We start from the raw sequence: 26286 nt of genomic DNA, 5'->3' as shown, positions 1-26286 counted from the left end.
CATCAAGGAACTGTTAAATCACGGAGATAATATGACTTCAAATCGAAAATTGTTACATGCGGCCAATATTCGGAGTGAGCATAGCGGCGAGGCATAAATCTCACCTTCTGGCTTTTGGGTCGCTGCGAACAAGGACCTAATGGGTTGGCAGTAGAAGGTCCTTAGGGCGAATTGGAAGAAAGAATCAACCGCATTGAATGGCACTCTGTATCAGGGAGATCTCGGCTCCGTAAGGCATAACCTGTCAACACCAGATTAGAAGTGAATGCCAAATCTTGAGACTCGATGTCGAGTTTTGGCTGAAATCTTGAATTCGCTGTGGTCATCCTCACCGGGGGTGCCATCCTAGTGTTCAGATTGATCAGGCCAGTTTGAGGGACACAATCTGTGATTCTGAGGCACGGGAAAAAAGCAGAAAATTTGGTTCAGTTTGCTTGGACTGCTTAGAGAAGGAGCGACGCAGAGGACAGAATCGGTCAGGTCCTCCGCGCCGCTTCAGAGATTAGGCGATCCTGATGTTCCGGGATTACTCCACGGGAGCCTTGGCGTTCATGCGGGCCTTGGCCAGCTCGTTGATGCGGCCGCGGCACAGGTACCAGCCGCCGATGATCATCGGGATGATGAAGACCAGCGAGGCAATGGTCCAGGTGCCTACCGGGTTATCGAAGGCCATCATGACCAGCACCATGACCAGGAAGGCCAGGGTGACCCAGCCGGAAATCGGAGCCAGCGGCATGCGGAAGCTCGGGCGCTCCTGCTCGCCGCGCTTGGCCGACTTCACCAAGGCCATCTGGCACAGCACGATCATGCCCCAGGAAGCGATGATGCCGATGGCGGCAAAGTTCAGCACGATCTCGAAGGCCGCAGCGGGAACGATGGCGTTCAGGATAACACCGAGCACTGCCACCACGGCGGTGATCACGATGCCGCCGTATGGCACGCCAGCCTTGTTCATGCGCCCGGCGAAGCGCGGAGCCGAGCCGTTCAGCGACATCGAGCGCATGATGCGGCCGGTGGAGTACAGGCCGGCATTCAGCGAGGACAGCGCCGCGGTGAGCACCACCAGGTTCATGATGACGTCCATGCCCTGCACGCCGATGGAACCGAAGAAGGTCACGAACGGGGATTCGCCCGAGCTGTAGGCGGTGTAAGGCAGCAGCAGCGAGAGCAGGACCAGGGAACCGACGTAGAACACGGCGATGCGGATGATCACGGTGTTGATGGCCTTGGGCATGACCTTCTCGGGGTTCTTAGCCTCGCCGGCGGCGGTGCCGATCAGCTCGATCGAAGCGTAGGAGAAGACTACGCCCTGCATCAATACCAGCACCGGCATGAAGCCGTTGGGCAGCAGGCCGCCGTTATCGGTGATCAACGAGAAGCCGACGTCGTGGCCCTCCACCGGGGTGCCGAAGATGACGAAGTAGCAGCCGATGATCAGGAAGGCGACCAGCGCGACCACCTTCACCAGCGCGAACCAGAATTCCATCTCGCCGAAGGCCTTGACCGAGATCAGGTTCATGGTCAGCACTACTGCCAGTGCCAGCAGCGCCCAGACCCACTGCGGCACAGCGTTGATCCAGGCCACGTACTTGCCGAAGAAGCCCATATACAGGGCCACCGCGGTGATGTCCACGATGGCGGTCATCACCCAGTTCAGCCAGTACAGCCAACCGGTGGCGAAGGCGGCCTTCTCTCCGTAGAACTCGCGAGCGTAGGAGACGAAGGAGCCGGTGGATGGGCGGTGCATGACCAGCTCACCCAGCGCACGCAGGATCAGGAAGGCGAAGAAGCCGCAAACTGCGTAGCTGATGACAATGCCCGGACCGGCATCGGCCAGTCGGCCGCCGGCGCCCATGAACAGGCCGGTGCCGATGGCGCCGCCAATGGCAATCATCTGCATCTGCCGGGAGGACAGGCCCTTGTGGTAATCATTGTCGCCGGCGGTAAGCGCGGCGTCAGGCACATGTGCCGCTGTGGCGTGCGGGGTGGATGAGTCCATGAGGATCCTTGAAGCTAGTCGGAGAGGTTTGCGAGGCGCTCGGGGGAGAGCAGCTCGTTGAGGTCTTGTGCGGAGAGCAGCCCGCGTTCGAGCACCAGCTCTGCCACGCCGCGTCCAGTGTGCAACGCTTCCAAAGCGACCGAGGTGCTGGCTGCGTAGCCCAAACGGGGGTTCAGCGCGGTCACCAAGCCGATGGAGTTCTCCACCTCGCGGCGCAGCGCTGCTTCATCGACGGTGATGCCGTCGATGCACTTTTCGGCCAGGGTCAAGCAGCCATTGGTCAGGTGCTTGAGCGAGAGGCCGATCGAGTGGGCGATCACCGGTTCGAAGGCGTTCAGCTGCAGCTGGCCGCCTTCGGCTGCCATGGTCACGGTCAGATCGTGGCCGACCACCTGGTAGGCGATCTGGTTGACGACTTCCGGGATCACCGGGTTGACCTTGCCGGGCATGATCGATGAACCGGACTGCACGGCAGGCAGCTGGATATCGTTCAGGCCGGCGCGCGGGCCGGAGGAGAGCAGGCGCAGGTCGTTGCAGATCTTGGAGATCTTCAAGGCCACGCGCTTGAGCACACCGGAGAGGTGCACGAAGGCGCCCACATCACTGGTGGCTTCGATCAGGTCCGGGCTGGTGGTCAGCGGCAGCCCGGTCAGCTCGCGCAGGTGGCGGCAGGCTGCTTCGGCGTAGCCGGCCGGCGCGTTCAGGCCGGTGCCGATGGCGGTGGCGCCCAGGTTGATCTCGGTGACCAGCGACAGCGACTCGGCCAAACGGGCCCGGTCCTCGCCCAGGGTCACGGCCCAGCCGCGGAACTCCTGGCCCACGGTCATCGGCACGGCATCCTGCAGCTGGGTGCGCCCCATCTTCACCACGGTGCGGAATTCGGCGGCCTTGGCGCTGCACGAATCCTGGAGCACCTCGATGGCTGCGAGCAGCGGCTGGGTGGCGAAGTGGGTGGCGATGTTCACCGCGGTCGGGTACGCGTCATTGGTGGACTGCGACAGGTTCACGTGGTCGTTCGGGTGCAGGTACTGGTACTCGCCCTTGTGATGGCCCAGGATTTCCAGTGCCAGGTTCGCGATGACCTCGTTGGCGTTCATATTGGTGCTGGTGCCAGCGCCGCCCTGGATCGGGTCCAGGATGAACTGGTCATGCAGGGAACCCTGGGCGATGGACTCGCAGGCCTGGTCGATGGCCCGGGCGCGGTCGGCGTCCAGCAGTCCCAGCTCGTGGTTGGCCCGGGCGGCGGCCTGCTTCACGCGCGCCAGTGCGCGGATCAGGTGCGGGTTGCCAGCCAGGGTGGTGCCGGTGATGTTGAAGTTGTTCTTGGCGCGCAGGGTGTGCACGCCCCAGTAGGCCTCCACAGGGATGTCGAGGTCGCCAATCAGATCATGCTCGCTACGCGTTTCGCCGCTGAGCAAGGTTTCAGACATGGTGGATGTGTCTCCAAATAAGGTAGTTATGCGAAAAAAAGAAATCTAGAGTGCTGCCAGCACGCCCACCGGGGCGCCCCCGCCCATCGCCGGGCTGCTAGCCAACTCGGCCAGAGCCGCGCCAGCCGAATCGCCGAGGTGCTCGGTGAGCAGCTTGATGGTGATCGGCATGCGGGCCCGGTCGCCGCCATCGGCGATCTTCACAGCCAGCGCGGTGCCATCGGGCAGGGCGACGGCCTGGATGCCTTCGAAGCCGTCCTTGGCCACCGCGCCAGGGATGGCGCGCATCAGGGCGGTGACGTCGCGGCCCTCGCCGGCCACCAGCTCGGGGAAGCTGGACATGGCTGAGGCCACGCGGGCTTCGGGGGTGCCGGCGTCGGCCGTTGCCAGGCGGGCAAAGCCACGCGCCAGGCCGATCAGGCTGATCAGGTAGACCGGGGTGCCGCAGCCATCGGTGCTCACGCCGCCGATGCCCTCGCCGGTGAGTTCTTCCACGGTATCCGCCAGCATCTGCAGCAGGTTCGCATCCTGCAGGTAGTTCGCGGTGTCCCAGCCCTTCAGTTCGCTCAGCGCAGCCAGGGCGGCGTGCTTGCCCGAGCAGTTCTGAGCCAGTTGGGTGGCGGTGCCGCCGGCCGCCAGGTAGTCAGCGCGTTCGGCCGCGCCGTAGGGCAGGTCGGTGGAGTTGCGCAGCGCGGTCTCATCCAGGTTGGCCGCGGCCAGGGTGGAGCTGGCGACCTGCTGGTGGATCGGGGCGCCGGAGTGGCTGGCCGAGGCCAGGGCCAGCTGCTCATCGGTCAGCTGCAATCCGGCGCGCAGCATGCCCACGGCGAATAGCGGCTTGAGCGCGGAGCGCGGGTAGTAGGCGGCCTGCGGTTCCCCGTAGCTGGCCTGCACCTCTCCCTGGGCGTCGAGAAGGACTGCCGAGCCGTAGTGAATAGACTCCACCGCTGTGCCCCGAGTGGCGACGACCAAAGGTTCATGCTTTGGAAGTACCGGGGATTCCAGCAGGGTGCTCTGCGGCTGGGTTGGTGCGGGGTTCACTTATTGCTCCTGACGATTCTGGATACTGCGTGCTGTACTGCGTTGAGGTGATCGCTCATGGCCTGCGTCGCGGCTTCTGGATCCTGGGCTTCAATGGCCCGGTAGATGGCCTGATGCTCTTCATTGGAGGGATTGCGGCGTCCGGCGACGAGGTTCACGGTTTCGGACTGACGGGCCATGGCTTCGCGGATATCGGCCACCACCTTGGTGAAGACCGAATTGCCGCTGGCGCGGGCAATCGCTGCGTGGAAGGCTGCGTCGAGTTCAACCCAGGCGACCGCGTCGTCTTCCTGGTCCATTTGCTCGATCAGCCCGCTGATGCGTTCCAGATCCTCGGCGGTGCGCCGGGTGGCGGCCAGCGTGGCGGCCGGGATTTCGATATGCGGGCGGGCCTCGAGCAGGTCGTCGGAGGAGAACGTGCCCAGCTTCAGCTCACGGGTGGGCCGGTGGGAGATGACGAAGGTGCCGCGGCCGGTTTCGGTGCGGGTCAATCCCAGGGCGGCGCAGGAGCGCAGCGCTTCGCGGATCACCGAGCGGCTGACCTGGTAGTCGGCGGCGAGGGCCGCTTCGGAGCCCAGCTTGCTCCCGAGAGGGATTTCCTGGGCTTCAATGGCTAGGCGGAGTGCGTGGAATACGGCTTCGGCAGCGGAGCGTCGCTCGATCGGCTGCTGTCCGGGTGTCCAGCTGTCTGACAGGTTCACGTGTACCAGTGTGCGGGTGTGATGCACCCAACGTCAAGTCGAAATTTTCAGTGAACGGGAACACGCAAGTCAGTGACGTGCAACCGCCGGTGCCACCCGACCTGAAGTTTGGTGGCACCGGCGGCGCGGCCACCGGCTAGCCGCCTTCCAGGATCCTTTTCAGTGCTCGAAGATCTGCCATATTGGCACGGCGCATCATGGTCCCCATCAACGGGGCGGCTAGTTTGCTGAAGCCGTGTGGCTCCCCGTCATTGCGCAATTCGACCCGGGTGGCCGTGGGGGCCCACTGCTTCGAATCGATAAGTGGTGCGCATCGGAAAGGGGCCTTGGGCGGTGGCCATGACCAGCTGCCTGTCCTCCAGCAACGTGGTGACCTCATAGGTGTACGAGAGGTCCCGTCCGAGGAAGCGAGCCTCGAACGCGGTTCGGGAGCCGAGCCCGAAATCGTCCTGGTCCAGCCGCCGCACCGAGCGGATATTCTGATACCACGCCGGAGCATTCAAAGGGTTCATCGTGTAGCCGGCCACGACGGATAGCGGCCGGTCGATCACGATGCTGGTGGATACATCAACCATGGGACGTCCTCAGGCTGAGACCGGTACGCGGCCGGTGAAGGCGACCAAACGATCCAGGCTGCTGGCGGATTCGGCGATGACCGTTTCCTTGGCGAAGGAACCTGAAGCGCGCTGCTCCGGTCCCACAGTCTTGCGGGCCAGGCCAAGTACGTACTCGGCATGTCCTGGGTGTATTTCGAAGTCCTGGCCGGTGGCCTGGGCGAAGTCCCACCCGTGCACCATCAATTCGAGGTTCAGGATGCTGGCGACAACCTTCGCTGGCATGACCGCGAAGCCGAGGTCGATTTCGCCGTCCAAGCCATGGGCTGCGAAGGCCTCCAGGGTTGGCTGTGCGATGTCGGCGATGCGAATTTCTGGCGCCAGTGCCGGGTCATCAGCAACTGCTGCGCCCAATGCGTTGCCGATCATGGACAGGGAGCCTGCCAGGTGATCCAGCAGCTGGCTAACGCTGAACTCCGCGCAGGGCGTTGCCTGGCCCAGCTCGGCCTCGGACACGTTATTGAGTATGAACTGAAGCGCAGCCAGAGATCCCTCGGCGGAAACGATCGCGTCCTCGGGCTGTGGAACCGCATTCCACTCGTCGATTTCGGCTTGTCCGGATTCGGCGAAGCTCTTGAGGCGATCGAGGAAGTGGTTCCAGCCTTCTGCGTGGCCGGAAGACTGGCCTGGATTCAGGCCTTCGTGGCGCAAGGTGACTGCGGTGCCTTCGTCCCAAGGCTCCAGGGTGATGTAGACGGTTGAATCGCCTGGCGGAACTGCCTCGGATCCTTCCCATCCCCAGGTGAAGGCCAAGCGCTTGCCAGGCTCGATTTCGGTGAAAGTCCCCGACGCCTGGTGGCCCGGGCCCATGGTGAAGCGGTAGCTGCCGCCTGCCTGCAAATCGACGCGGCTGGCGACGGTCTGCCAGCGGCGCAGGCGCTCTGGATTGGTAAGTAGGTTGAAGGCGGTGTCGGCGTCGACGGGGAGCAAGACGGTTCGTTCAAAGCTCATGGCTTTTCTCCTGGCGGCTGGTGTGGCGAGTATGGGGGAGTGCCGAGCGAAGCCAGTTCGCTGGCTTCGGCGACGAGCAGGTCAAGTTCGGTGTTCCAGAATGAGTCAAGGAGGATCTTGAGCTGCGCGATGCCTGCCGGGTTCAGCGAGTAGTAGCGGCTGCGTCCATCCTTGCGCGCTTGCAGCAGTCCTACGTCAATCAACAACAGCAAGTGTTGTGAGATGGCGGAGCGGCTCACCGTGAAGTTCGCCGCGAGTTCCGTCACCGTACGTTCTCCGGAACCCAGCAACTGAATCAAGCGCCTGCGCGATGGTTCCGATGCGACTTCCAGTAAATCAAGCATGAAAGATACGTTAGCAGTCGCTAACGCATTAAGGCAAGAGGGGAGTTGGAGATATTTTGTGCTGGGCAGCGAAATGCGGTTAAAGCGCTAGTGGGCGCCACGGCAGAATGCCGGGACGCCCACTGGCGGTGAAAAACTTACGGGATGGTGATGATCTGGCCAGCGTATGCCAAGCCGCCGCCGAAGGCGAACAGCAGTGCCTTGGAGCCAGGAGGCAGCGGCTCATCCGAAGCCATCATCTTGGACAGCGCCAAGGGAACCGAAGCGGCCGACGTGTTGCCCGAGTAGACAACATCGGTGGCGACGCGCGCATTCGGAGCGCCAATCTTTTCGGCCAATGGCTCGATGATGCGCAGGTTGGCCTGGTGCAGGACGATGGCGTCCAGCTCTTCTGGCTCCAGGCCTGCGCGCTCGACGATCTGCGAAGCGATCTTTGGCAGCTGGGTGACGGTCCAGCGGTAAACGCTCTGGCCGTTCTGCGCAAATTTCATGTCGTTCTCGGCTTCGATGCGAACGGCATCGGACAGCGACGGGACTGAGCCCCACACCACAGGCGAGATGCCATTGTCTTCCGAAGCGGTGATGATGAACGCGCCAGCGCCATCCGCGGTCAGGACGCAGGTGGTGCGGTCGGTGAAATCGGTATAGTCGGTGAGCATTTCCGAACCGATCACCAGGGCGTTCTTTGAAGAGCCAGCGGCAATGGCTCCCTGGGCGATGCCAACGGCATGAGCGAAGCCCGAGCAAGCGACATTGACGTCCATGGTGGCAGGGCCCTGCTCCATGTTCAGGGCATCGGCAACGCGAGCGGCCATATTTGGCGAGCGATCTGTCGCGGTGCAGGTGGCGACAACAATCAGGTCGATATCCGCTGCCTTGATGTCTGCCGAATTGCCCAAAGCCATCTCCGCGGCCTTGACTGCCATGGAGTCCACGGTCTCAACACCGGTGCCCCAGCGGCGCTCTTCGATGCCGACGCGTCGAGTAATCCATTCGTCGCTGGTTTCAACCAGCTTTTCCAGCTCGGTGTTTGGGACGATGCGCTCTGGCTGGAAGTGGCCAAAGGCGACGACTTTGCTGCCCGTCATGGATATAGCTCCTAGGTGGATTCAATTCTGCTCTTCTAAGGGTAGTCGTTTTGTGTGCTACTCGCTGTTCATATACCGCAGAATGCATTTATTGCGGTCAATCTCCCATGAAATCGCCGACTATCGTTCGGTAATCGAGAATCGGGGATTCGTTAGGACTTCACATCTCGTCGGCTCCTTGTTCACCTAATCGTTAGAACCGAAAAGTTCAATGGAATGAACAGCAGCTGGACGCAGGGAGGGATCGATGAAGCCACTGACTATCATTCATCTGAGCGACACCCATCTATGCCCTGAAGGCCAGCTGCTTCACGGAAGCATCGACCCATGGGAACACACCCGACAGGTTTTGCGGGCCGTTGAGCACTTTTCGCCGGACGCCATCGTCGTGACCGGGGATATTGCGGATAGGGGTGCGCCGATCCACCCGATGGCCGCGGCAATGTTCAATGACATCCAAGAAGAATTTGGCTGTCCAGTGATTACCATTCCCGGAAATCACGATCCGGCAGGAAGCGTTGGCCCGGAATTTAATACCCAGCGGCTATCGTCTGGGCCCTATCAGGCCAATACCGTGCATGAAGTCCTGGGCTTGCGGATCATCGGGCTGGACAGCGGTGGATTCCAATTGGCTCAAGGCGAGTTGGATCAGGCGCAACTGGCGTGGCTGCAGTCATTGCTGGCGGCGCCAGCGCCACTGGGTTCGCTGTTGCTGCTGCACCACCCGCCAGTGGAAGCCACAAGCAAGGTACGAGCCGGACGCGGGCTGAAGGATCCGATGGCCTTGGCAGCCATCACCGTTGGCACCGATATTCGAGCCATACTCTGCGGGCACTATCATCAGGCCGCTACCAGCCAATTGATCAATATTCCGGTGTTGATGGCTCCGGCGGTGTTCTACAACATGAACCCGTTTGCTCCGCAAGAAGTACTGGCAGAATCCGGGCCAGGATTCGCAGTACTCCAACTGGGGACCGACGCAGTGAACTGGTTTGCGGCCTCCAGTGGCCCATGGACGACCAAATCGCAGGATGCGGTTCAAAGAACAGCAGCTGAAGGCCACTTGGCTACCAACTGAGAGCGAAAAACTTCGCACCGAGGATCACGCAAAGGATCCGAATGCGCGCGCAAGAAAGAAGAAGATGATGAGCGAACAGAAAATTGTATTGATCCGACACGGGCAGACGGAATGGAACAAGGCAGGCCGACTGCACGGGCGCAGTGACCTGCCGATGAACGACACCGGTGTGCGCCAAGCGCAGCAACTGGCCGTGGACCTTTCCATGCAGGGTCCTTGGGCAGCGGTATATTCTTCCCCGCTGTTCCGCGCGCTGCAGACGGCACAAATTATCGCCAATGGCATTGGCACCCGTGCCCTGTACGAGAACCCGGAACTCATGGAACAGGACTTCGGGGACTGGGAGGGCAAGCTCGTTGGGCACCCTGCCGACGAACAGCGCCAATTGAATATCGGCACCGGCGAAACCGAACAGCATCTCGTTGAGCGCGCGGTCAACGCGCTGTTCAAGATCTGCCAGCAGCACCCGGGAGAAAATGTCCTGGTAGTCAGCCACGGTGCATTGATCAGCTCCGTGCTCAGCGCCTTGACGGGCGAGGCCGACCCACGGGTCGCCAACGGCACGTACCGCGAATTGGACTCGCAGCTGCTGAAGAACTACGTGTCCCGAGAGCCGATGTGGCACTAGCGCCGAATAAGCAATGAAAAGGCTGCCGACGAGAATGAACTGCTCCCCAAGAGTTGGACTGAGGAATCAGAACTACTTTCGGGGAGCATTTTCATGTTTAGGCTACAGCGAGCGCAGCACCACAGACGTGCCCTGGCCGCCGCCGCCGCAGATGCCGATGGCACCAAGCGAACCGGCCGGCAGTTCCTGCATCTGACGGGCCAGGGTGCCGATGATACGGGCACCGGAAGCGCCAATAGGATGGCCCAACGCGGTCGCGCCGCCATGAGGGTTCACGATCTTTTCGTCCAAGCCCAGGACCTTCGAGGATTGAACAACCACCGCGGCAAATGCCTCGTTGATCTCAACAGCCTTCAAATCCTCGGCCTTCGCGCCGGCCTTGTGCAGCGCGGCCGCGATGGCATTCGATGGCTGCTCATGCAAGGTCCGGTCCGGCCCGGCCACGAAGGCATGGGAAACAACCTCGGCCATGGCCTTCAGGCCCAGACGCTCGATGGCCGCATCGCTGGCCAATACCAGGGCAGCCGCACCGTCGGTGATCTGCGATGAGTTGCCAGCGGTGATGCTGCCGTCCTTCGAAAATGCAGGGCGCAAACCCGACAGGGTCTCGACGGTCGTCGAGTCGCGGATGCCATCATCTTCGGAATAGGTTGTCTCGCCCTTGCGAGTGGTGATGGTGAACGGGGCGATCTCCCCGGCAGCGAAGTCACGCGATGCCGCTGCGCGCTGGTGCGAAGCGGCAGCTACCTGATCCTGTTCCTCACGGGTCAGCGACAGCTCGACGTTGTGCTCTTCGGTGGAAGCGCCCATGGAACGCTTCTCAGCGGCATCGGTCAGGCCGTCGTATTCCAGGGTATCGATGAGTTCGATGGCACCGTACTTCGTTCCGGCGCGAGCACGCTGCACATGAGGAGCCAAGGACATTGACTCCTGGCCGATCGCCAAAACGACATCGGCTTCACCGGCATTAATCAGTCGGGTGCCAGCCACCACCGCTTCGGCACCGGAGAGGCACACCGCATTGACCGCGATGGCCGGAACGTCCAGCGGGACGCCGGCGCCGACGGCCGACTGGCGTGCCGGGTTCTGGCCTGCGCCGCCTTGGAGCACCTGGCCGACAATGACCTGCTGCACCTCGCTGGGAGCGATGCCTGCATTTTCCAGGGCAGCCTTGGCGGCATGCGCTCCCAGCTCGGTGGCCGGGACGCTAGCGAAGACGCCGTTGAATTTTGCGAATGGGGTGCGGGCGTAACCCACGATCTTGACGCTCATGCTCTCAGATCCTCCAGGATGTCGACGGCGAATTCGGCTGCCGTGATCTCTTTAATGGTTTCTACGCTTTCACCCGGTGCCACAGCGCGCAAGGTCAACGTCCCTTGCTCGATATCGAATACCGCGCGGTCGGTAATGATGCGGTCCACGACGCCGACACCGGTGAGCGGCAAATCGCAGGATTCGACGATCTTGCTGGTTCCGTCCTTGGCAGTGTGGTCGGTCAGGACGATGACACGGGGCGTGCCTGCGACCAGGTCCATGGCGCCACCCATGCCTTTGACTAGCTTGCCGGGGATGGTCCAATTCGCCAGGTCGCCGTTGGCTGCAACCTGGAGCGCGCCGAGGATGGCTGTTTGCACATGCCCGCCTCGGATCATGCCAAAGGAGGTAGCCGAGTCGAAGAAGCTGCCGCCGGGAAGGATGGTGACCGTTTGCTTGCCGGCGTTGATGAGGTCCGCATCTTCTTCGCCTTCATAGGGGAAGGGGCCCATGCCCAGCAGCCCGTTTTCGCTCTGGAGCTTCACCGAGACGCCCTCGGGCAGGTGGTTGGCTACCAAGGTCGGGATTCCGATGCCGAGATTCACATACTGCCCATCGGTCAATTCGCTAGCGGCGATGGCCGCCATTTCATCACGAGTCCACATGCTCAGGCCTCCTGCCGGCTGCGTACGGTGCGCTGTTCGATGTCCTTGACCTCATCGGCCTGCACCAGGGTCTGCACGAAGATGCCTGGGGTCTCCACGAGGGAGGGATCCATGTAGTCGTCGAGGATGTGCTCTGCTTCAGCGAAGGTGTGGCGCCCGGACATGGCCACCAGCGGGTTGAAGTTCTTGGACGTCATGCGATACCGGAGATTGCCTTCGGTATCGGCTTGGTAGGCCTTGACCAGTGCGATGTCCGCGAAGATTCCACGCTCCAGGATGGCTGGCTTGCCGTTGAACTCCATGACCTCTTTGCCCTCGGCCACTGGCGTGCCGACGCCCGTCGGGGTGAAGAAGGCCGGGATGCCCACTCCGCCGGCGCGCAAGCGTTCAGCGAGGGTGCCCTGCGGGCAGAATTCCACATCAAGAGCCCCGTCGAGGAACTGCTGGGCGAAGAGCTTGTTCTCGCCAACATAGGAGGCAAGGACCTTGGAGACCTGATGGTTTTCCAAGAGGATCCCCAGGCCTTTTCCATCGACGCCCATATTGTTGGACACGATGGTCAGGTTGGTCGCCTTGGAATCCCTCAAGGCAGTGATCAGCCTGTTGGGAATGCCCGAAAGTCCAAAGCCTCCCACCGCGATGGTCATGCCATCTTTGACGACTGCGGCTAGTTCTGCCGCCGCGTCTACTCGAAACTTCGTTGTCATCGATATCTCCCTGCGTCCACTATGTGGAGTGCGGTTGTGTGTAACTTCAAAGTTACGTAGTCGCAGATGAGCATTCAATAGCGATCAGTATTTTGCCTGCCCATTGGTCGGATGGTGAGGAATGGCGAACTACTTGTCCATATTATGAGCGCACGATTTTCGCATCAGACAACATCGAATTCGTTGCCTTCGGGATCGGCCATGCACACCGCAAAATGATCCATTTCGGGGTGATCCATGATTTGGCGGATCGTTGCGCCAAGGGCAACCAGACGCTGCGCCTCCTGCTCCACCTTTTGCTTGCGCACCTCGAAGTCGACACTGCGCCCGCCCCCGACAAGCAGGTCGACATGCAGCCGGTTCTTGATGCTCTTGGCTTCCGGAACCTGCTGGAACCACCAGCGCGGCCCGTGCCCCTGCGGGTCGACAAGGGACTCGGGCAGGTCGCCGACGCCGGGGCCCAATTCATCTTCCGGCACTCCCATGGCCTGCCAGTGCTCGCGCCATGTTGCGTGCGGGGCCGGGGGCGGCTCTGGAATGTAATGCATCGCCTGGGACCAGAACTCCACCATCCTTTGCGGATCGGCACAGTCGATGACCAGTTGCCATGAATTCTCCATGCCACACAGTATGCGCCTTCGTGCCGACATATGAGGGTCCATGGGCAAACATCGTCCATAATATGGCCATGAGCAATTTACCGGCCGGGGCGCAGGTTGTTGGCCGTTTGGCCGCAGTCCTGCGCACCGTGAGCACCTCCATGCCAGAGGGCATCACGACCACCGAGGTGGCCCGCGCGACCTCGCTGGCCAGGCCTACGGTGCATCGGCTGCTCTCAGCACTGGTCACGGAGGGATTTTGCGACCACGAGCATCGCACCGGCAAATGGCTTCTGGGTCCTGAGCTGTATCTGATGGGTGCCGTGGCCGCCGAGCGCTACGACATCAGCGAACTCGCCCGCGAACACGTCGCGGCATTGGCCGAGGCAACGGGGGAGAGTGCTTTCCTCTCCGCACGGCGCTCGGATGAAACCGTCTGCCTGCTTCGGCAGGACGGCGCCTTCCCGATCCGTTCCTTCGTGCTCTACGAAGGGCGGCGCTTCCCGCTCGGCGTGGCCTCGGCGGGCATGGCCATCTTGGCCTTCCTGCCGGAAGAAAGCATGAAGCGCTATCTGGCCTCCAGCGCGCTGGAGGCGGAATACGGACAGGCCCACAGTGCCAAGGAACTGCGCAAGAAGGTCGCCGAAACCAGGAAGCTCGGGTACTCGGTGAACCCGGGGCTCATAGTCGAGGGCAGCTGGGGGATGGGAGCGGCGGTGTTCGACAGTTCGGGGCAACCGGCCTGGGCATTGAGCCTGACCGGCATCCATGCGCGTTTCGAAGAGGAGCGCAGAAAAGAACTGGGAGAACTGCTGCTGCACCATGCCCACGAACTGTCGACCAAGCTCGCTGCGCGCTCGGCACCAGCTGGACGCCAGTGAGCGCTTGGCGTGCTGATAGCAACCTGCGGTAGTCTCTTTGTTCGGCGGATTCGACCCCAGGGCCGACCGTCACCGCGACGCACAACGAGCTTTAGGAAACGGTATACGTGGCCCTTATCCCCGCTGGAACCAGCACGCCGCAGATCATGATCGACGTGGCGCAACTGGAAAAGAACATCGACAAGATGGCCCAGCGGGTCGCCAGCCAGGGCCTGAAATTGCGTCCCCATGCCAAGACCCACAAGACGCTTGAAGTCGCCAGCCGGCAGCTGGATGCCGGGGCCGCGGGGCTGACCGTGGCCACCGTGGGCGAGGCCCTGAGCTTCGCCCTGCAGGGAGTGGCCAAGATCTTCATTGCCTACCCGCTGTGGGTCAACGAATCCCAGGCGCAGCGGATCCGGGAGCTGATCAAGCGGGCCAAGCTCAGCATCGGTACCGACTCGGTGCAGGCCGTGGAGCAGATGGCGCGGATGCTCGGCGAGCAGGCGTCGAAGATCCGCCTGATGATCGAAATCGATAGCGGCCATCATCGCAGCGGCGTCAGCCCGCGCAATGCGCTGGCCATTGCCGACGCGGCGCGGGCCGCGGGGATGCGCGTGCAGGGCGTCTTCACCTTCCCCGGCCACAGCTACAACCCCGATGGAATCGATAGCGCGGTCAATGACGAGCACAAGGCGCTGGCCGAAGCGACAAGGATCCTGCGCGAGGCAGGATTCGCCATCAAGCGCATCAGCGGCGGCTCGACTCCCACCGCCGCGTTGAGCGATAACTCGGTGCTGACCGAAGTGCGTCCTGGAGTGTATGTTTTCGGCGACGCGCAGCAGTTCGAACTCGGACGCACCGGCTATGACGAGATTGCGTTGACCGTGGCTGCGACCGTGGTCAGCCGCCACGAAGGCGATGAGCTGATTCCCCGACGGATCGTGCTGGATGCCGGCAGCAAGATCCTGGGCAGCGACCGCCCGGGCTGGGCGACTGGCTACGGGCGGATCGCCGAATGCCCGGAAGCGCGGATCAGCGCGCTGTCGGAGCACCATGCCACCGTGCTGTGGCCGGAAAACCTGGATCTGCCGGACTATGGCCAGCAGCTTCAGGTGATCCCGAATCACGTGTGCCAGGCGGTGAATCTGGTGGATTCGGTGCTGGCGGTCCATGTCGATGGAACTTCTGAGCTGTGGGATGTCGCTGCGCGCGGATTGAATTTCTAGCACCTGACCGCTCGTTCAGCCCAGAACCGGACAATGCTGGCAGGCAGGCAAAGGGAATTTTCTGGATTCAATAAACATCATGTGATGTTTATGTGCTAGGCTGATTGCATGATCAAGCCATATGCCACCGTCGCAGCCGGATACACCGTCTATTCCGATGTCGAATTCATGAACTTTCCGGCCGGGGAAGCGCACTTCAAAATCGGATCGGCCGCCAACGGTCAAACCCCGAGCCACATCATCATCAGCGGCACCGACGCCAACGACTACATGCGCGCAGGACTGTGGATCGACTACGCACACCAGCATGGCCACAAGGTCAGCGCAGTGATCCCGTACCTGCCCGCAGCACGTGCCGATCGCGGCGAGCCCTTTGGCGCCAAGGTCTACGCCAACATGATCAACGCTTTGGAAGCCGACCGCGTCATCTGCTTCGACCCGCATTCGCCGGTGATCACCACCCTGGTCGAGAACCTCACCATCATCGATCCGGCCGAACCGCTGGCGAAGTGGCTGCAGCTCTTCGGACAGTGCTACGACGGCATCATCGCTCCGGACGCTGGAGCCGTGGACCGCGCCACCAAGGCAGGCAAGGCCTTCGGATTGCCCGTTTACAAGGCAGGGAAGAAGCGCGACTTCGAGACCGGAAAACTCACCGGATTCCACTGCGAAGAACTTCCCGAAGGCGGACGCTACCTGGTGGTTGATGACATCTGCGACGGCGGCGGAACCTTCCGGGGATTGGCGGCGGCAACCGGACTGGCCAAGGAAAACCTGGATTTGTGGGTCAGCCACGGGGTGTTCTCCGGCGCAGCTGGCGAGCTGAATGAGCACTACGGCCGGATCTTCACCACCGACTCCCACCCCGGCCACAGCAACCCCGAGGTCAACGCCAGCATCCTGCCAATCGCATCGATCCTCCCCGACTACCTCTAAGACAAAGGAAGCATCATGAACCTGCTCGCCCCCACCATCACCACGCCCTCGGTGACCGCACCGCTCTTCCTCACCGACTGCTACAAGCTCGGCCACAAGGCGCTCTACCCGCAGGGCACCACCACGGTCTACTCGAACTACACCAACCGCGCCTCGCGAGTCGACGGCGTCGAGCACGTGGTGCACTTCGGGCTCCAGGCCTTCATCCAGTCCTACTGCGTTGAAGCCTTCGCCCCGTTCTTCGCCGCCGACGAAGATGAGGCCATCGCCGAGTACGAACAGAAGCTGGCCAGTGTCCTGGGGCCAGAGCACGGCATCGACACCAGCCACATCCGCGAACTGCACCAGCTGGGTTTCCTGCCATTGGTCTTCCGCTCGCTGCCGGAAGGTACCCGCGTCCCGCTGCGGGTGCCGAGCTTCACCGTGGAAAACACCTTGCCTGGCTTCTTCTGGCTCACCAACTACATCGAGACCGTGCTGTCGGCAGAAATCTGGCAGGCCTCCACCTCGGCCACCACCGCAGATGCGTACCGGCGACTGCTGGACGCGGCGGCCGAACGCACCGGCGGGGACACCGCCTTCGTGAACTGGCAGCTGCACGACTTCAGCTTCCGCGGCATGGGCGGAGCCCACGCGGCAGCCATGTCCGGCGCAGGCCACCTGCTCTCCTTCACCGGCTCGGACTCACTGGCCACCATTGACTGGGTGAACCGCTACTACCCATCACAGCCAGACAGTCAGAACGGGCAGATCCTCGGTTCCATCCCTGCTACCGAGCACTCGGTGATGTGCGCGGGGATTGCGCACGAGGACGAGCTGGCGACCTTCAGCCGGATCTTGGATCAGCACCCGGCGGGCAACGTCTCGGTGGTTTCAGACACCATGGACTTCTGGAGCGTGCTGGGCGAAATCCTTCCCGCGCTGAAGGATCGAATCATGGAACGCGAGGGCAAGCTGGTGATCCGTCCCGACTCGGGCGACCCGGCCGACATCGTCTGCGGCACCCGGAGCAATCCAGGGATTCTCCAGGCCGATGGGGCCAAGAGCCCGGAAACCGACCCCGCCTACTTTGGTGCGGTGCAGCTGCTGTGGAATGAATTCGGGGGCACCATCAACGCGGCTGGATTCAAGGAGCTGGATGCGCACATCGGGCTGATCTACGGGGATTCCATCACCCCCGCACGAGCCAAGGACATTACCGAGCGCTTGGAGAGCCTCGGGTTCGCGGCCTCGAATATTGTCTTCGGCGTTGGCTCATTCACCTACCAGTACGTCACCCGGGATACCTTCTCTTCCGCGGTCAAGGCCACCTGGGCCCAAATTGACGGTGAAGGCTATGACCTGCTCAAGGATCCTGTGACCGACTCGGGCATGAAAAAGTCGGCCATCGGGCGGCTGGCAGTGAAGCGCGATAGCCAGGGGGAGCTGTACCTGGTGGAGCGGGCCAGCAAGCAGGACGAGGCAGAATCACTGCTGGAACCGGTGTGGATGGATGGCGAATTCTTGAAGGTCCAATCCTTCAAGGACGTTCGAGCCGTACTGGGCAACATCGCCTAGCCGGACTGTGCCAGGGTAGTGCGGGCGGCGAATAAGATGGGAAGCATGCCTAACCAGCCCCTTGTCTCCATTGACGCCGTACCGCTGATTGTCCTGAACGACGCCCTGCATGTGGTGACAGCGCGCCGCGAGTGGGAGCCCTATGCAGCAGAGCACGCGCTGCCCGGCGTGCTGCTTAACTCCCATGAGCGGCTGCGCGAAGCAGTGGCCCGGGCACTGGCCGATAAGGCCGGTGTCACAGCGGAAACAGAGGCGGAACTGGTGGCGGTATTCGACGACTTTGAGCGAGATGAGCGCGGTCCGACGCTGTCCATGGCGCATCTGGTGATTTTGGAGCACCTGCCTGGCGATGAAAGGGCCAAGGCTGAACCCCTCAGCAATCTGCCGCAGCTGCCTTTTGACCACAACGCGATCATCGCCCGCGCTGCTGGGATGCTGCTGGACTCCTTGTGGGTCAACCTGCCACTGACCCGGCGCCTGCTCGGGGAGCAATTCACCACCGCAGACGTGGTGGCGCGCATGAAGGAACTGGCCGCTGCCGCCTCGCGTCCCGAACCGGTGGTGAACAACGTTGGCCGCGCGCTGGCAGCCAATAAAGCCGTTGAAAAGCTGCCGGCGATTGCCGTGGGAACCGGGCGCCCGCCGGCGAGCTGGAAGTGGGTCCGATCGGCCTAGCTGCTGGCCATGCCGGGTTGGCCCCAGGGCAGGGCACCGTGCAACGAAATCTGCAGGTTCTCGCCGCTGGCTTGATCGATCAAGTCGCGGTCACCGACCACCACCAGCAGGCTGCGCGCGCGTGAGAATCCGACATACAGCTGCTCGGTGGCCCGGTCCATGTCCTTGAAGCCATTCACGCACAGTATGACCACGCTTCGTTCCAGCCCCTTGAATCCCAGCACATGGCCATAGAATTCTTCCTCGCGGGCGTGGAAAGCAGGCCAATATTCCGAATCGATGGTGCCGTTTTGGAAATGGTCGAGGTGGATGGGATGCCGGTGGTTGGTAGTCAGCAAGGCGATCTGGTTATTCGCCCATCCTTCATCGATCAATCGATCCACGCAATCCGAGGCGACATCCACGGCGGCTTGCGTTGAGCACTGGACGAAACGAACCGGCAGCCCCTCGCCACCGCGTAGCTTGGCGTTATTGCCAATGATGTCCTTGAACGTGCGGGCGATGCTTTTGGTGTTGCGCAGATTGTCGTCGACATGAATGGGAACCAGCCGGCTGCCTTCTCCGATGTTTTCGCCACTCCACCGTTGATAGACGTCTTGGCGGTTGTCCAGGAAAGCATAGACCTTTCCATGCAGCGGATCCTTGGTGCATGCAAGCAAGGCCTCCCACCAGCCCGGGGCGAAGTCCTGGGCCTCATCGACGATGACGGCATCGAACTTGTGCGCCCGGGGCAGGGAAGGACCTAGCTCGCTGAGCAGCTGCGGCATGGTGATATCGAAGTATTCCTGGCCACTGCCATCAGGAACGCCGACCGAACGCGCGAACTCATGGAATTCACCGGTGTGGCCCGGCTTGTTCTGTCGCCACAGATCCACCTGGGATTTCAGGTAATGGCCCAGGCCCTTGTTATAGCAAAACAAGCCTACGCGCAGCCCATCCTTGGCTAGTTGACGCGCTTTCTCCAAGGCCATCCAGGTTTTGCCGCTGCCTGCGCCACCGATGAAACTCACCCGGTTCAATGAGCGAGTCGAAGCGAGCAGGATCGATTGCCTGCTGGTGAGCGTCTCTTGCACGTCCTCATTGGACAACGCCTCAATGGCACCGCGCGAATCATCGGATTCGCCAATGGGGCCGGTGTCCCCGGTCAGGTGCTTGATCATCCGCTGCGCGAACTCGGGACTCAGCCCTGCCAGGCCCCCGCCTTGTTCTTCGATGGCGCTGCGCAGCAGGGCGGCAATGTCCTCCAGCTGGCCGCGATCGATGATCAGCTCCCGGGGCACCCCTACGGAGCTGTAGTGATCGGGCCAGTCGGTGTACGGGAAGCACACGACGTCGGCTAGCCGACTGGTGATCGGCGTGCCCATCAGCGGGGACAAGACGCTCTTGAGCGCATGGGCGGCACTTTGCACCTGGGCCATGGGGCTTTGGATCTTGTGCTTTCCCTTGCTATCGGATTGGTACCAGGCGCCGTCTTCAACGCTGAGGCGGCCGCCCTTGACCTCGATGACTGCAATGCCAACGTGGGGCCACACCACCAGGAGATCGATTTCGTGCTCTGCGCGCTGATTGCGCAACTGCACCGAATGGAAGAGCAAGACGTCATCGGGCAATGACCGGCGAAGGATCTCGAATACCTTCTGCTCGGCGGCGGTCTTCTCAGTGAACTCAGGGTCGTGCGGAAAACAGTGTGCCATGGTTGCCTCCGGGGCCTGGGCGCAAGCGTTTCTCTAACTTAGTTCGCAGTCTAGTTCGTGCCGCGGACATTTCGCTGGCCACATGCGCCGGCGCTTCGCAGACGGTCAGCGAATCGCGTTGCTACCAGCGCGTAGGGCATGATGGGAGCTATGGAGAGAAGCGCTGCGCCCGCATGGGTGGCTAATTACCAGCCAGGTGTCCCTGCTGAAATTGATCTGCCCACCGAACCGCTCAGCCGCATGTTCGAGCGCTCGGTGGCCGAAGCCGGACAGAGCCCTGCCACGGAATTCTTCGGACGGCGCACCAGCTACGCGCAGCTCGGCGAGCAAGTGGAGCAAGCCGCCGAAGGCCTGCGCAAGCTTGGGGTGCGCGCCGGGGACCGCGTGGCGCTGATCCTGCCGAACTGCCCGCAGCATGTCGTGGCGTTCTACGCTGTCTTGCGCCTGGGCGCCGTGGTGGTGGAGCACAATCCGCTGTACACCGCCCGCGAGCTGCGCCACCAGTTCGAGGACCACCAGGCCCGCGTTGCCATCGCCTGGGACAAGGTCGCGGGAATACTTCAAGAGTTCCCCAAGGACGTGCAGCTCGATGCAGTCGTCGCAGTGAACCTGCTCGATGCCTTCCCGCCGCTGAAAAAGCTGGCATTGAACCTGCCGGTGAAGAAGCTGCGCGACACCAAGGCGTCGCTGACCGCCCGCACCTCGGGAACCACCGCGTGGAAAGAATTGCTTGCCGGCGGCCGGCTCGATGCCAATCACCCGCACCCTGAAGTCAACGACCTGGCTGTCATACAGTACACCTCGGGCACCACTGGCCACCCCAAGGGCGCGATGCTCACCCACTTCAACCTGTATTCCAACGCGTTGCAGGGCGAGGCTTGGATGCTGGGCGCCAAGGAGCGCGAGGAGATCCTCTACGCGATCCTGCCGATGTTCCACGCCTTTGGCATGACCCTGTACCTGACGTTCGGCGTGAAGAAGCAGGGGCTTTTGGTGCTCTTCCCGAAGTTCGATGCCGAGATGATCCTCGATGCCTGGAAGAAGTCGCCGGCCACGGTGTACTGCGCCGTGCCACCGATCTACGAACGCACCGCGCTGGCAGCCAAGGAACGCGGCATGTCGCTCAAGAGCGCCAAGTACTGCATTTCCGGCGCCATGAACCTTCCCGACCATGTCGTGGAACTGTGGGAATCAATGTCCGGCGGGTTGCTGGTCGAAGGCTACGGGATGACCGAATCCTCGCCAGTGGCTTTGGGCAATCCCTTCCATCCCAGCCGCCGCACCGGGACCATCGGCGTTCCCTTCCCATCCACGTTGATGAAGGTGGTCGCGGTGGATGACCCGTCCAAGGAGGTAGCGCCGGGCGAAGCCGGGGAACTGCTGATCAAGGGCCCGCAGGTGTTCCAAGGCTATTGGAACAACACGGAGGAGACCGCCAAGACCAAGACCGAAGATGGCTGGTTGCGCTCGGGCGATGTGGTCACCGTGGATGACGACGGCTTCACCCAGGTCGTGGATCGCGCCAAGGAACTGATCATCACCGGAGGATTCAACGTCTCGCCGACCGAAGTGGAAATCGCCTTGCGCCAGCACGCTGATGTGGTTGATGCCGCTGTCTTCGGCAAGCCATTGGCCCGCGGTGGCGAAATGGTCGTTGCCGCAGTGCAGCTTGAACCAGGTGTCCAGCTTAATGAAGACGGTCTGCGTGCCCATTGCCGGGAGCTGCTGGCCGCCTACAAGGTGCCCAAGCGCGTGGTGCAAGTGGAGGAATTGCCGCGTTCATTGCTCGGCAAGATCCTGCGCAAGCAGGTCAAGGATGAGCTGATCGAAAAGATCTAGGCTTCAGGTCCTTTCGGTTTCATGCCCCGATACTCCGCGCAACTTGTGCAGGGTGTCGGGGTATTTGCTGTTTTCGGCCGTCAGCCGACGGCTGTGGACCTGAACGAAGAGAGTTTTCCAGTATTCGCGGAGCAGAGCTGTTCGAAGGGGAGACTAGTAGTTAGCTTCGCTTTCATGAAACCTCGAAGCGGGGCGGATTCTCGATGCAGTCACCCAGAAAACGCACCATTCCTGTGGGTCTTCAGTTACGACGCCGCAGACGAAAGGGTCGTGGAATTGGATGACTGGCTCAACAGTCCTTGATTTCTTCGCGCGAAACCATTATCTCGGAGAAATCGAGGGGCTTTTTGAGGACGCAGCAGCTGTGAAATTAGTAGATGTTCGAAACGCAAATACACCACTGAAGCCGGTGCGGATGGACCCTGAGCTATATGTACTCAGGCTGCAGGTTCTGCACAGAAAACTTCGTTTTTGCCACGGTGAACCTCCAAGCTACCCCACGGTACTAGTTGGCTTGCACAAGCACATCAAGCACATCAAGCGGACCAGGCGCGACGGGAAGGCATCGCAGTCGGGCTCACGGCGGGATGAAAACGAGCAAATAGGATTTGCGATCTCAAGATACCGGTTCACCTGAAGAAGCAACCTAAAGTTGCGCTGCCCGGGGAGTAGGATCATCATTTCAGCCATGGCAAGCACAACCAGTTGGCCCCATTTGTCGGCTTCCGAAAAAATTCGACAACGTGCGAAGAGCCTGTCCCAGTCTCATCGGCAGATGATTTCTGACCTGGTTGACATCCGCGTTGAGCGTGGCATGACTCAGGATGATCTCGCCCTGATACTTGAAGTGACACGCCAACGGGTGTCAAGGATGGAACAGTACGATTCAAATCCGCGCCTGGAAACGATCAGACGATATGCCAATGCCGTTGGCGCGCGGATTGATTCCACGGTGACCATTGGTGAATGGCATGAAAAGCAGCACGGAGCCAAAATTGCCCGCTGATGGCGATGGCGATTCAAGCCCATAAAACGCGCCATTCTTGTCAGGTGGGCCTGCTGGAGTTTCAGATCCTAGCGCAGTCTGGGCATGGCAGAGAGCAGCTTCTGCGTGTATTCCTGCTGGGGTGCTGTAAAAATAGTCGCAGTATCGCCCTGCTCGATGATCTTTCCCTGATGCATGACCGCTACGGAGTCGCTCATATGCTCGATGACCGAAAGATCATGGCTGATGAACAGGTAGCTGGTGCCGGTCTCTAGCTGAATCCGGTCCAGGAGATCCAGCACGGTGGCCTGGATGGAGACGTCCAAGGCAGACACTGGCTCATCGAGAACCAGAACCGAGGGCTTCGGCGCCAAAGCGCGTGCAATGGCCAAGCGCTGCCGCTGGCCGCCGGAGAGCTCACGCGGGGAACGCGAAAGCAGAACACTGGAAAGCTCCACCTGTTCCAGAAGTTGTGTCACCGCCAGGCGATGGCTTTCTACTCGCTTCGTCTTTCCTCGGCTCAGGGCATCGGCCAGCAGCTGCCCGACAGAATAACGCGGATCAAAGGAGCCCAACGGGTTCTGGTAGATCGCGCCCATCTGCTCGCGCAGCTTCTTGCGCTCTGCTTCGGTTTTGGGCGCAAAGCGCTCGCCGAGCAAGTCAACGGTTCCCGAGTCCGGTTTCTGCAAGCCAAGCACCATGCGGGCGGTGGTGGTCTTTCCGGAGCCGGATTCGCCCACGATGCCCAGGGTTTTTCCCTGCGGCAACTCGAAAGTCACCGCGTCGACTGCCACCTGCTGGCCAAAGCTCTTCGACAGGCCGGTAACCGACAGCGCCAGGGGTGCACTGGGGCGTTCCGTTGCTGCAGCTGCTGGCAGCGGCGAACTCGTTGCCGAGAGCGAAGCAAAACGAGGGACCCCGGAAGGAACCGCCTGCAAGAGCTTGCGGGTGTAATCATGTTGCGGATGCTGCAGGACCCGGGCTGCGGGTCCCGCTTCAACGATCTCGCCCTCGCGCATCACTGCGATGTCATCGGCCAGGTGTGATACCTGCGCCAGATCGTGGCTGATCATCAGCACGCCACGGCCCTGCTCCTTCAATTCCCGCAGCTGCGAGAGCACCATCGCGGTGAGCCGCGAATCCAAGGCTGTCGTCGCTTCATCGGCAATCACGACCTGGGGATTGCCTGCCAAGGCCTGGGCGATGAGCGCGCGTTGGCGCATGCCGCCGGACAGCTCGGTGGAACGCTGCTTGGCACGCAGCTCGGGGTCCGGCATGCGCACCAACTCCAAAACCTCGTGGACCCGCTGCTTGCGCTCTGAGCGGGACAGCGAGCTGTGTTCTTTGAGCCCATCAGCGATTTCCCGTCCCACCGGACGCAGCGGATCCAAGGCCATGAGAGCATCCTGCAGGATCATTGAAATCGACTTGCCGCGGATCTTCTGCCACGCCCGGTCGTTGAAGTCCAACGCATCCTGGCCGCAAATAGCCAATTTGCCGGCGCGGACAGTGCCGCCGGACAGTCCAAGGAGGCTGCGAGCGGTGACGGATTTCCCGGACCCGGATTCTCCGACCAAGGCCAGAACACGTCCGGCGCTGAGGGTGAATGAAATGTTCTTGACCGCTGGCGATCCTTTGAAGCTCACCGAAAGATCCTTGACGGCAATCAGCGCCTGTTCATTCATAACGACTTCACCTTTCCGCCCAACGCGCGACCGATCACGGTGGCAGATACCGCGACTGCGACAATGGCCAGGCCGGGGAACAGGCTCATCCACCATGCCAGGTGCAGGTAGGTGCGACCGGCCGACAGCATGGCACCCCATTCCGGAGCAGGAGGGGGAGTGCCCAGCCCCAGGAAGGACAATGCGGCAGCCCAGATCACGGCTTGCCCGATGCCCAGGGTGACCAGTGCCAGCAGCGGCTTGAGTGCATTGGGAATCAAGTGGTTCTTGACCTTGAGCCACGTGCCGCGCCCGAGCACCGTGGCAGCTTCCAGCATTTCTGAATTCTTCAGGCTGCGGATTTGGCTGCGCACCAGTCGTGCGTACCCGGGGGCAGTGGATAGCCCCACGGCCACAATGGCCGGGCCCACGCCCGGGCCGGTGAAAGCGATGATCAACAAGGCCATCAGCAGCGAAGGAATCGCGTAGAGCGCTTCCAGCACTCGCAGGATGATCTCGTCGAGCCACCGGGGAGACAGCGCGGCAACCGTGCCCAGGATGATGGCCAGCCCCATGCCCACAGCGGTGGCGGCCAAGCCGATCGACAACGAGTCCCCGGCGCCGTGGATGACGCGGGTGTAGATGTCCCGACCCGACTCGTCGGTTCCGAAGAAGTGCGCAACACTCGGTGTCTGGAAGGCCTGGGTGGGATTGATGGCCAGGGGATCCGAGGGGGCCAGGACCGCAGGGGCTACGGCCATCAACAGCCATAGTGCGACCACGAGGACAGAGGAGATCTTTGCGGCGCGGCTCATCGCTGATCACCTGCCGGGTTGATGATCCGTTCCAGTCCTTCAGCCAAGGCCATCACCACGATGTAGACCACTGCGGAGAACAAAGCGATGCCGGTGACCATCGGGATATCCCGGGCCAGGACTGCGGAGAGCAGGGAACGGCCAAGGCCGGGGCGGGCGAAGATCGCTTCAACGACAACTGCTCCGGAGAGGAGCGAGGAGAAGGCCCACCCGGTCAGGCTCAGGGCAGGCAGGGCAGCATGGCGCAGCCCGTGGCGCCAGAAGAGCTTGAGCCGGCTCTCGCCGCGGGCACGGGCAGCCAAGGCGAACTGGCTTCCCATTGCCTCGGCCAGGGAATCGCGCATCAACTGGGTGAGGAATCCCGCCAGCGGCAGCGCCAAGGTCAAGACCGGAAGAACCAAGCCTCGGGCGGATCCGTTGTCTACCGCCGGCAGCCAGCCCAGCGCCGAGGAGAAGAGCATGATCAGCACCGCTCCGAGCCAGAAATGGGGAACCGCGGCGGCGACGATTTCCAGGAGATTGCCCAGCTGGCTGCCAAAGCGGCTGGAACGGGTGGCAGCCGCTGCCAATCCCAGGGCGATCAGCCAGGCCGCTGCCAATGCCAGCAGCGACAGCCACAGGGTATTGGGCAGGACCTCGCCCATGACCTGGGTGACCGGCTGCTTCAGGGAAAAGGAGGTCCCGAAATCAAGGGCGATCAGCTTGCCCAGGTACAACAGGTACTGGGCGAAGACCGGCTGGTCCAATGCGTATTCGGCACGGGCGGCGGCCAGGGCTTCGGCGGATGCCTGCGAGCCCGGGCCGCCCATGATCGCTTCGGCCGGGTCGCCAGGAATCAGCCGGATGGCCACGAAGATGGCGGTGGCCACCAGCCACAGCACCACCAGCGCTCCACCGACCTTGCGCCCGAGCCAAGCGATCGTGCCCACCAAA

Annotated in this window: 25 protein-coding genes; 9 read left to right on the top strand and 16 right to left on the bottom strand. The window is 61.9% G+C overall.

The window, feature by feature from the left end:
- Positions 1–526: 526 nt before the first annotated feature.
- The 8 genes from OF385_RS13795 to OF385_RS13760 all read right to left on the bottom strand — a co-directional run bounded on the left by OF385_RS13795 (position 527) and on the right by OF385_RS13760 (position 8168).
- On the bottom strand, positions 527–1999 hold the full coding sequence (locus tag OF385_RS13795) for an amino acid permease (protein WP_264275880.1): 1473 nt from the start codon (positions 1997–1999) through the stop codon (positions 527–529).
- Between the two features lie 14 nt (positions 2000–2013).
- Positions 2014–3429, bottom strand: coding sequence for an aspartate ammonia-lyase (locus tag OF385_RS13790; RefSeq protein WP_264275879.1), 1416 nt, complete (start codon positions 3427–3429; stop codon positions 2014–2016).
- A gap of 45 nt (positions 3430–3474) precedes the next feature.
- Positions 3475–4470 (bottom strand): asparaginase, encoded by a 996-nt coding sequence (locus OF385_RS13785; protein WP_264275878.1) that lies wholly within the window; start codon positions 4468–4470, stop codon positions 3475–3477.
- Positions 4467–5171 carry a FadR/GntR family transcriptional regulator gene (locus tag OF385_RS13780; protein WP_264275877.1) on the bottom strand — a complete coding sequence of 235 codons (705 nt, stop codon included), beginning with the start codon at positions 5169–5171 and terminating at the stop codon, positions 4467–4469. Before OF385_RS13780 ends, OF385_RS13785 begins: the two co-directional genes overlap by 4 nt.
- Before the next feature lie 248 nt (positions 5172–5419).
- Complete coding sequence (locus OF385_RS13775) at positions 5420–5746, bottom strand: SRPBCC family protein (RefSeq protein WP_264275876.1); 327 nt, start codon at positions 5744–5746, stop codon at positions 5420–5422.
- A gap of 9 nt (positions 5747–5755) precedes the next feature.
- Positions 5756–6736: a TIGR03086 family metal-binding protein gene (locus OF385_RS13770; protein ID WP_264275875.1), complete on the bottom strand. Its 981-nt coding sequence runs from the start codon at positions 6734–6736 to the stop codon at positions 5756–5758.
- Complete coding sequence (locus OF385_RS13765) at positions 6733–7080, bottom strand: ArsR/SmtB family transcription factor (RefSeq protein ID WP_264275874.1); 348 nt, start codon at positions 7078–7080, stop codon at positions 6733–6735. The genes OF385_RS13770 and OF385_RS13765 overlap by 4 nt, the downstream gene beginning before the upstream one ends.
- 137 nt (positions 7081–7217) lie before the next feature.
- Complete coding sequence (locus OF385_RS13760) at positions 7218–8168, bottom strand: beta-ketoacyl-ACP synthase III (protein ID WP_264275873.1); 951 nt, start codon at positions 8166–8168, stop codon at positions 7218–7220.
- A 247-nt stretch (positions 8169–8415) separates the two neighbouring features.
- Between OF385_RS13760 and OF385_RS13755 the strand changes: the two genes are divergently transcribed.
- Positions 8416–9246 (top strand): metallophosphoesterase, encoded by an 831-nt coding sequence (locus tag OF385_RS13755; protein ID WP_264275872.1) that lies wholly within the window; start codon positions 8416–8418, stop codon positions 9244–9246.
- A 67-nt stretch (positions 9247–9313) separates the two neighbouring features.
- Entirely contained in the window at positions 9314–9874 is a 561-nt protein-coding gene (locus OF385_RS13750; protein WP_264275871.1) for a histidine phosphatase family protein, read from the top strand.
- Between the two features lie 102 nt (positions 9875–9976).
- Here the strand turns inward: OF385_RS13750 and OF385_RS13745 are convergent, their stop codons facing one another.
- The 4 genes from OF385_RS13745 to OF385_RS13730 form a co-directional block, all read right to left on the bottom strand.
- Positions 9977–11146, bottom strand: a complete 1170-nt coding sequence (locus tag OF385_RS13745) for an acetyl-CoA C-acyltransferase (protein ID WP_264275870.1) — start codon at positions 11144–11146, stop codon at positions 9977–9979.
- Complete coding sequence (locus tag OF385_RS13740) at positions 11143–11793, bottom strand: CoA transferase subunit B (protein WP_264275869.1); 651 nt, start codon at positions 11791–11793, stop codon at positions 11143–11145. Before OF385_RS13740 ends, OF385_RS13745 begins: the two co-directional genes overlap by 4 nt.
- A gap of 2 nt (positions 11794–11795) precedes the next feature.
- Complete coding sequence (locus OF385_RS13735) at positions 11796–12500, bottom strand: CoA transferase subunit A (protein WP_264275868.1); 705 nt, start codon at positions 12498–12500, stop codon at positions 11796–11798.
- A gap of 164 nt (positions 12501–12664) precedes the next feature.
- Positions 12665–13120 (bottom strand): VOC family protein, encoded by a 456-nt coding sequence (locus OF385_RS13730; protein WP_264275867.1) that lies wholly within the window; start codon positions 13118–13120, stop codon positions 12665–12667.
- 68 nt (positions 13121–13188) lie between these two features.
- Between OF385_RS13730 and OF385_RS13725 the strand changes: the two genes are divergently transcribed.
- The 5 genes from OF385_RS13725 to OF385_RS13705 all read left to right on the top strand — a co-directional run bounded on the left by OF385_RS13725 (position 13189) and on the right by OF385_RS13705 (position 18356).
- Entirely contained in the window at positions 13189–13980 is a 792-nt protein-coding gene (locus OF385_RS13725; protein ID WP_264275866.1) for an IclR family transcriptional regulator, read from the top strand.
- A gap of 107 nt (positions 13981–14087) precedes the next feature.
- Positions 14088–15188, top strand: a complete 1101-nt coding sequence (locus tag OF385_RS13720) for an alanine racemase (protein ID WP_264275865.1) — start codon at positions 14088–14090, stop codon at positions 15186–15188.
- 108 nt (positions 15189–15296) lie between these two features.
- Positions 15297–16124: a ribose-phosphate pyrophosphokinase-like domain-containing protein gene (locus OF385_RS13715; protein ID WP_264275864.1), complete on the top strand. Its 828-nt coding sequence runs from the start codon at positions 15297–15299 to the stop codon at positions 16122–16124.
- Positions 16125–16139: 15 nt separating this feature from the next.
- Positions 16140–17681 carry a nicotinate phosphoribosyltransferase gene (locus OF385_RS13710; protein WP_264275863.1) on the top strand — a complete coding sequence of 514 codons (1542 nt, stop codon included), beginning with the start codon at positions 16140–16142 and terminating at the stop codon, positions 17679–17681.
- A 45-nt stretch (positions 17682–17726) separates the two neighbouring features.
- A complete protein-coding gene (locus OF385_RS13705; protein WP_264275862.1) occupies positions 17727–18356 on the top strand; it encodes a hypothetical protein in 630 nt (209 codons plus the stop codon).
- On the opposite strand, the gene OF385_RS13700 is transcribed toward OF385_RS13705, so the two are convergent.
- Entirely contained in the window at positions 18353–20050 is a 1698-nt protein-coding gene (locus OF385_RS13700; protein ID WP_264275861.1) for an NERD domain-containing protein, read from the bottom strand. The two genes, OF385_RS13705 and OF385_RS13700, sit on opposite strands and share 4 nt — an antisense overlap.
- Positions 20051–20200: 150 nt before the next feature.
- Between OF385_RS13700 and OF385_RS13695 the strand changes: the two genes are divergently transcribed.
- Together OF385_RS13695 and OF385_RS13690 are read left to right on the top strand one after the other, a co-directional pair.
- Positions 20201–21889, top strand: coding sequence for a long-chain-fatty-acid--CoA ligase (locus OF385_RS13695; protein WP_264275860.1), 1689 nt, complete (start codon positions 20201–20203; stop codon positions 21887–21889).
- 688 nt (positions 21890–22577) lie between these two features.
- The gene (locus tag OF385_RS13690; RefSeq protein WP_264275859.1) at positions 22578–22895 is read left to right on the top strand and encodes a helix-turn-helix transcriptional regulator; all 318 of its coding nucleotides are present in this window, start codon (positions 22578–22580) and stop codon (positions 22893–22895) included.
- A gap of 68 nt (positions 22896–22963) precedes the next feature.
- Here the strand turns inward: OF385_RS13690 and OF385_RS13685 are convergent, their stop codons facing one another.
- The 3 genes from OF385_RS13685 to OF385_RS13675 are packed head-to-tail and all read right to left on the bottom strand — an operon-like array spanning position 22964 to position 26282.
- A complete protein-coding gene (locus OF385_RS13685; RefSeq protein ID WP_264275858.1) occupies positions 22964–24559 on the bottom strand; it encodes a dipeptide ABC transporter ATP-binding protein in 1596 nt (531 codons plus the stop codon).
- Positions 24556–25353, bottom strand: coding sequence for an ABC transporter permease (locus OF385_RS13680; RefSeq protein ID WP_264275857.1), 798 nt, complete (start codon positions 25351–25353; stop codon positions 24556–24558). Before OF385_RS13680 ends, OF385_RS13685 begins: the two co-directional genes overlap by 4 nt.
- Complete coding sequence (locus OF385_RS13675) at positions 25350–26282, bottom strand: ABC transporter permease (protein ID WP_264275856.1); 933 nt, start codon at positions 26280–26282, stop codon at positions 25350–25352. Before OF385_RS13675 ends, OF385_RS13680 begins: the two co-directional genes overlap by 4 nt.
- Positions 26283–26286 lie beyond the last annotated feature (4 nt).

Origin of the sequence: Glutamicibacter sp. JL.03c (genome assembly GCF_025854375.1) — a bacterium.
GTDB lineage: Bacteria > Actinomycetota > Actinomycetes > Actinomycetales > Micrococcaceae > Glutamicibacter.
Note: the sequence above shows the minus strand (reverse complement) of the source record. Positions and strands in the feature narration are given on the sequence as shown.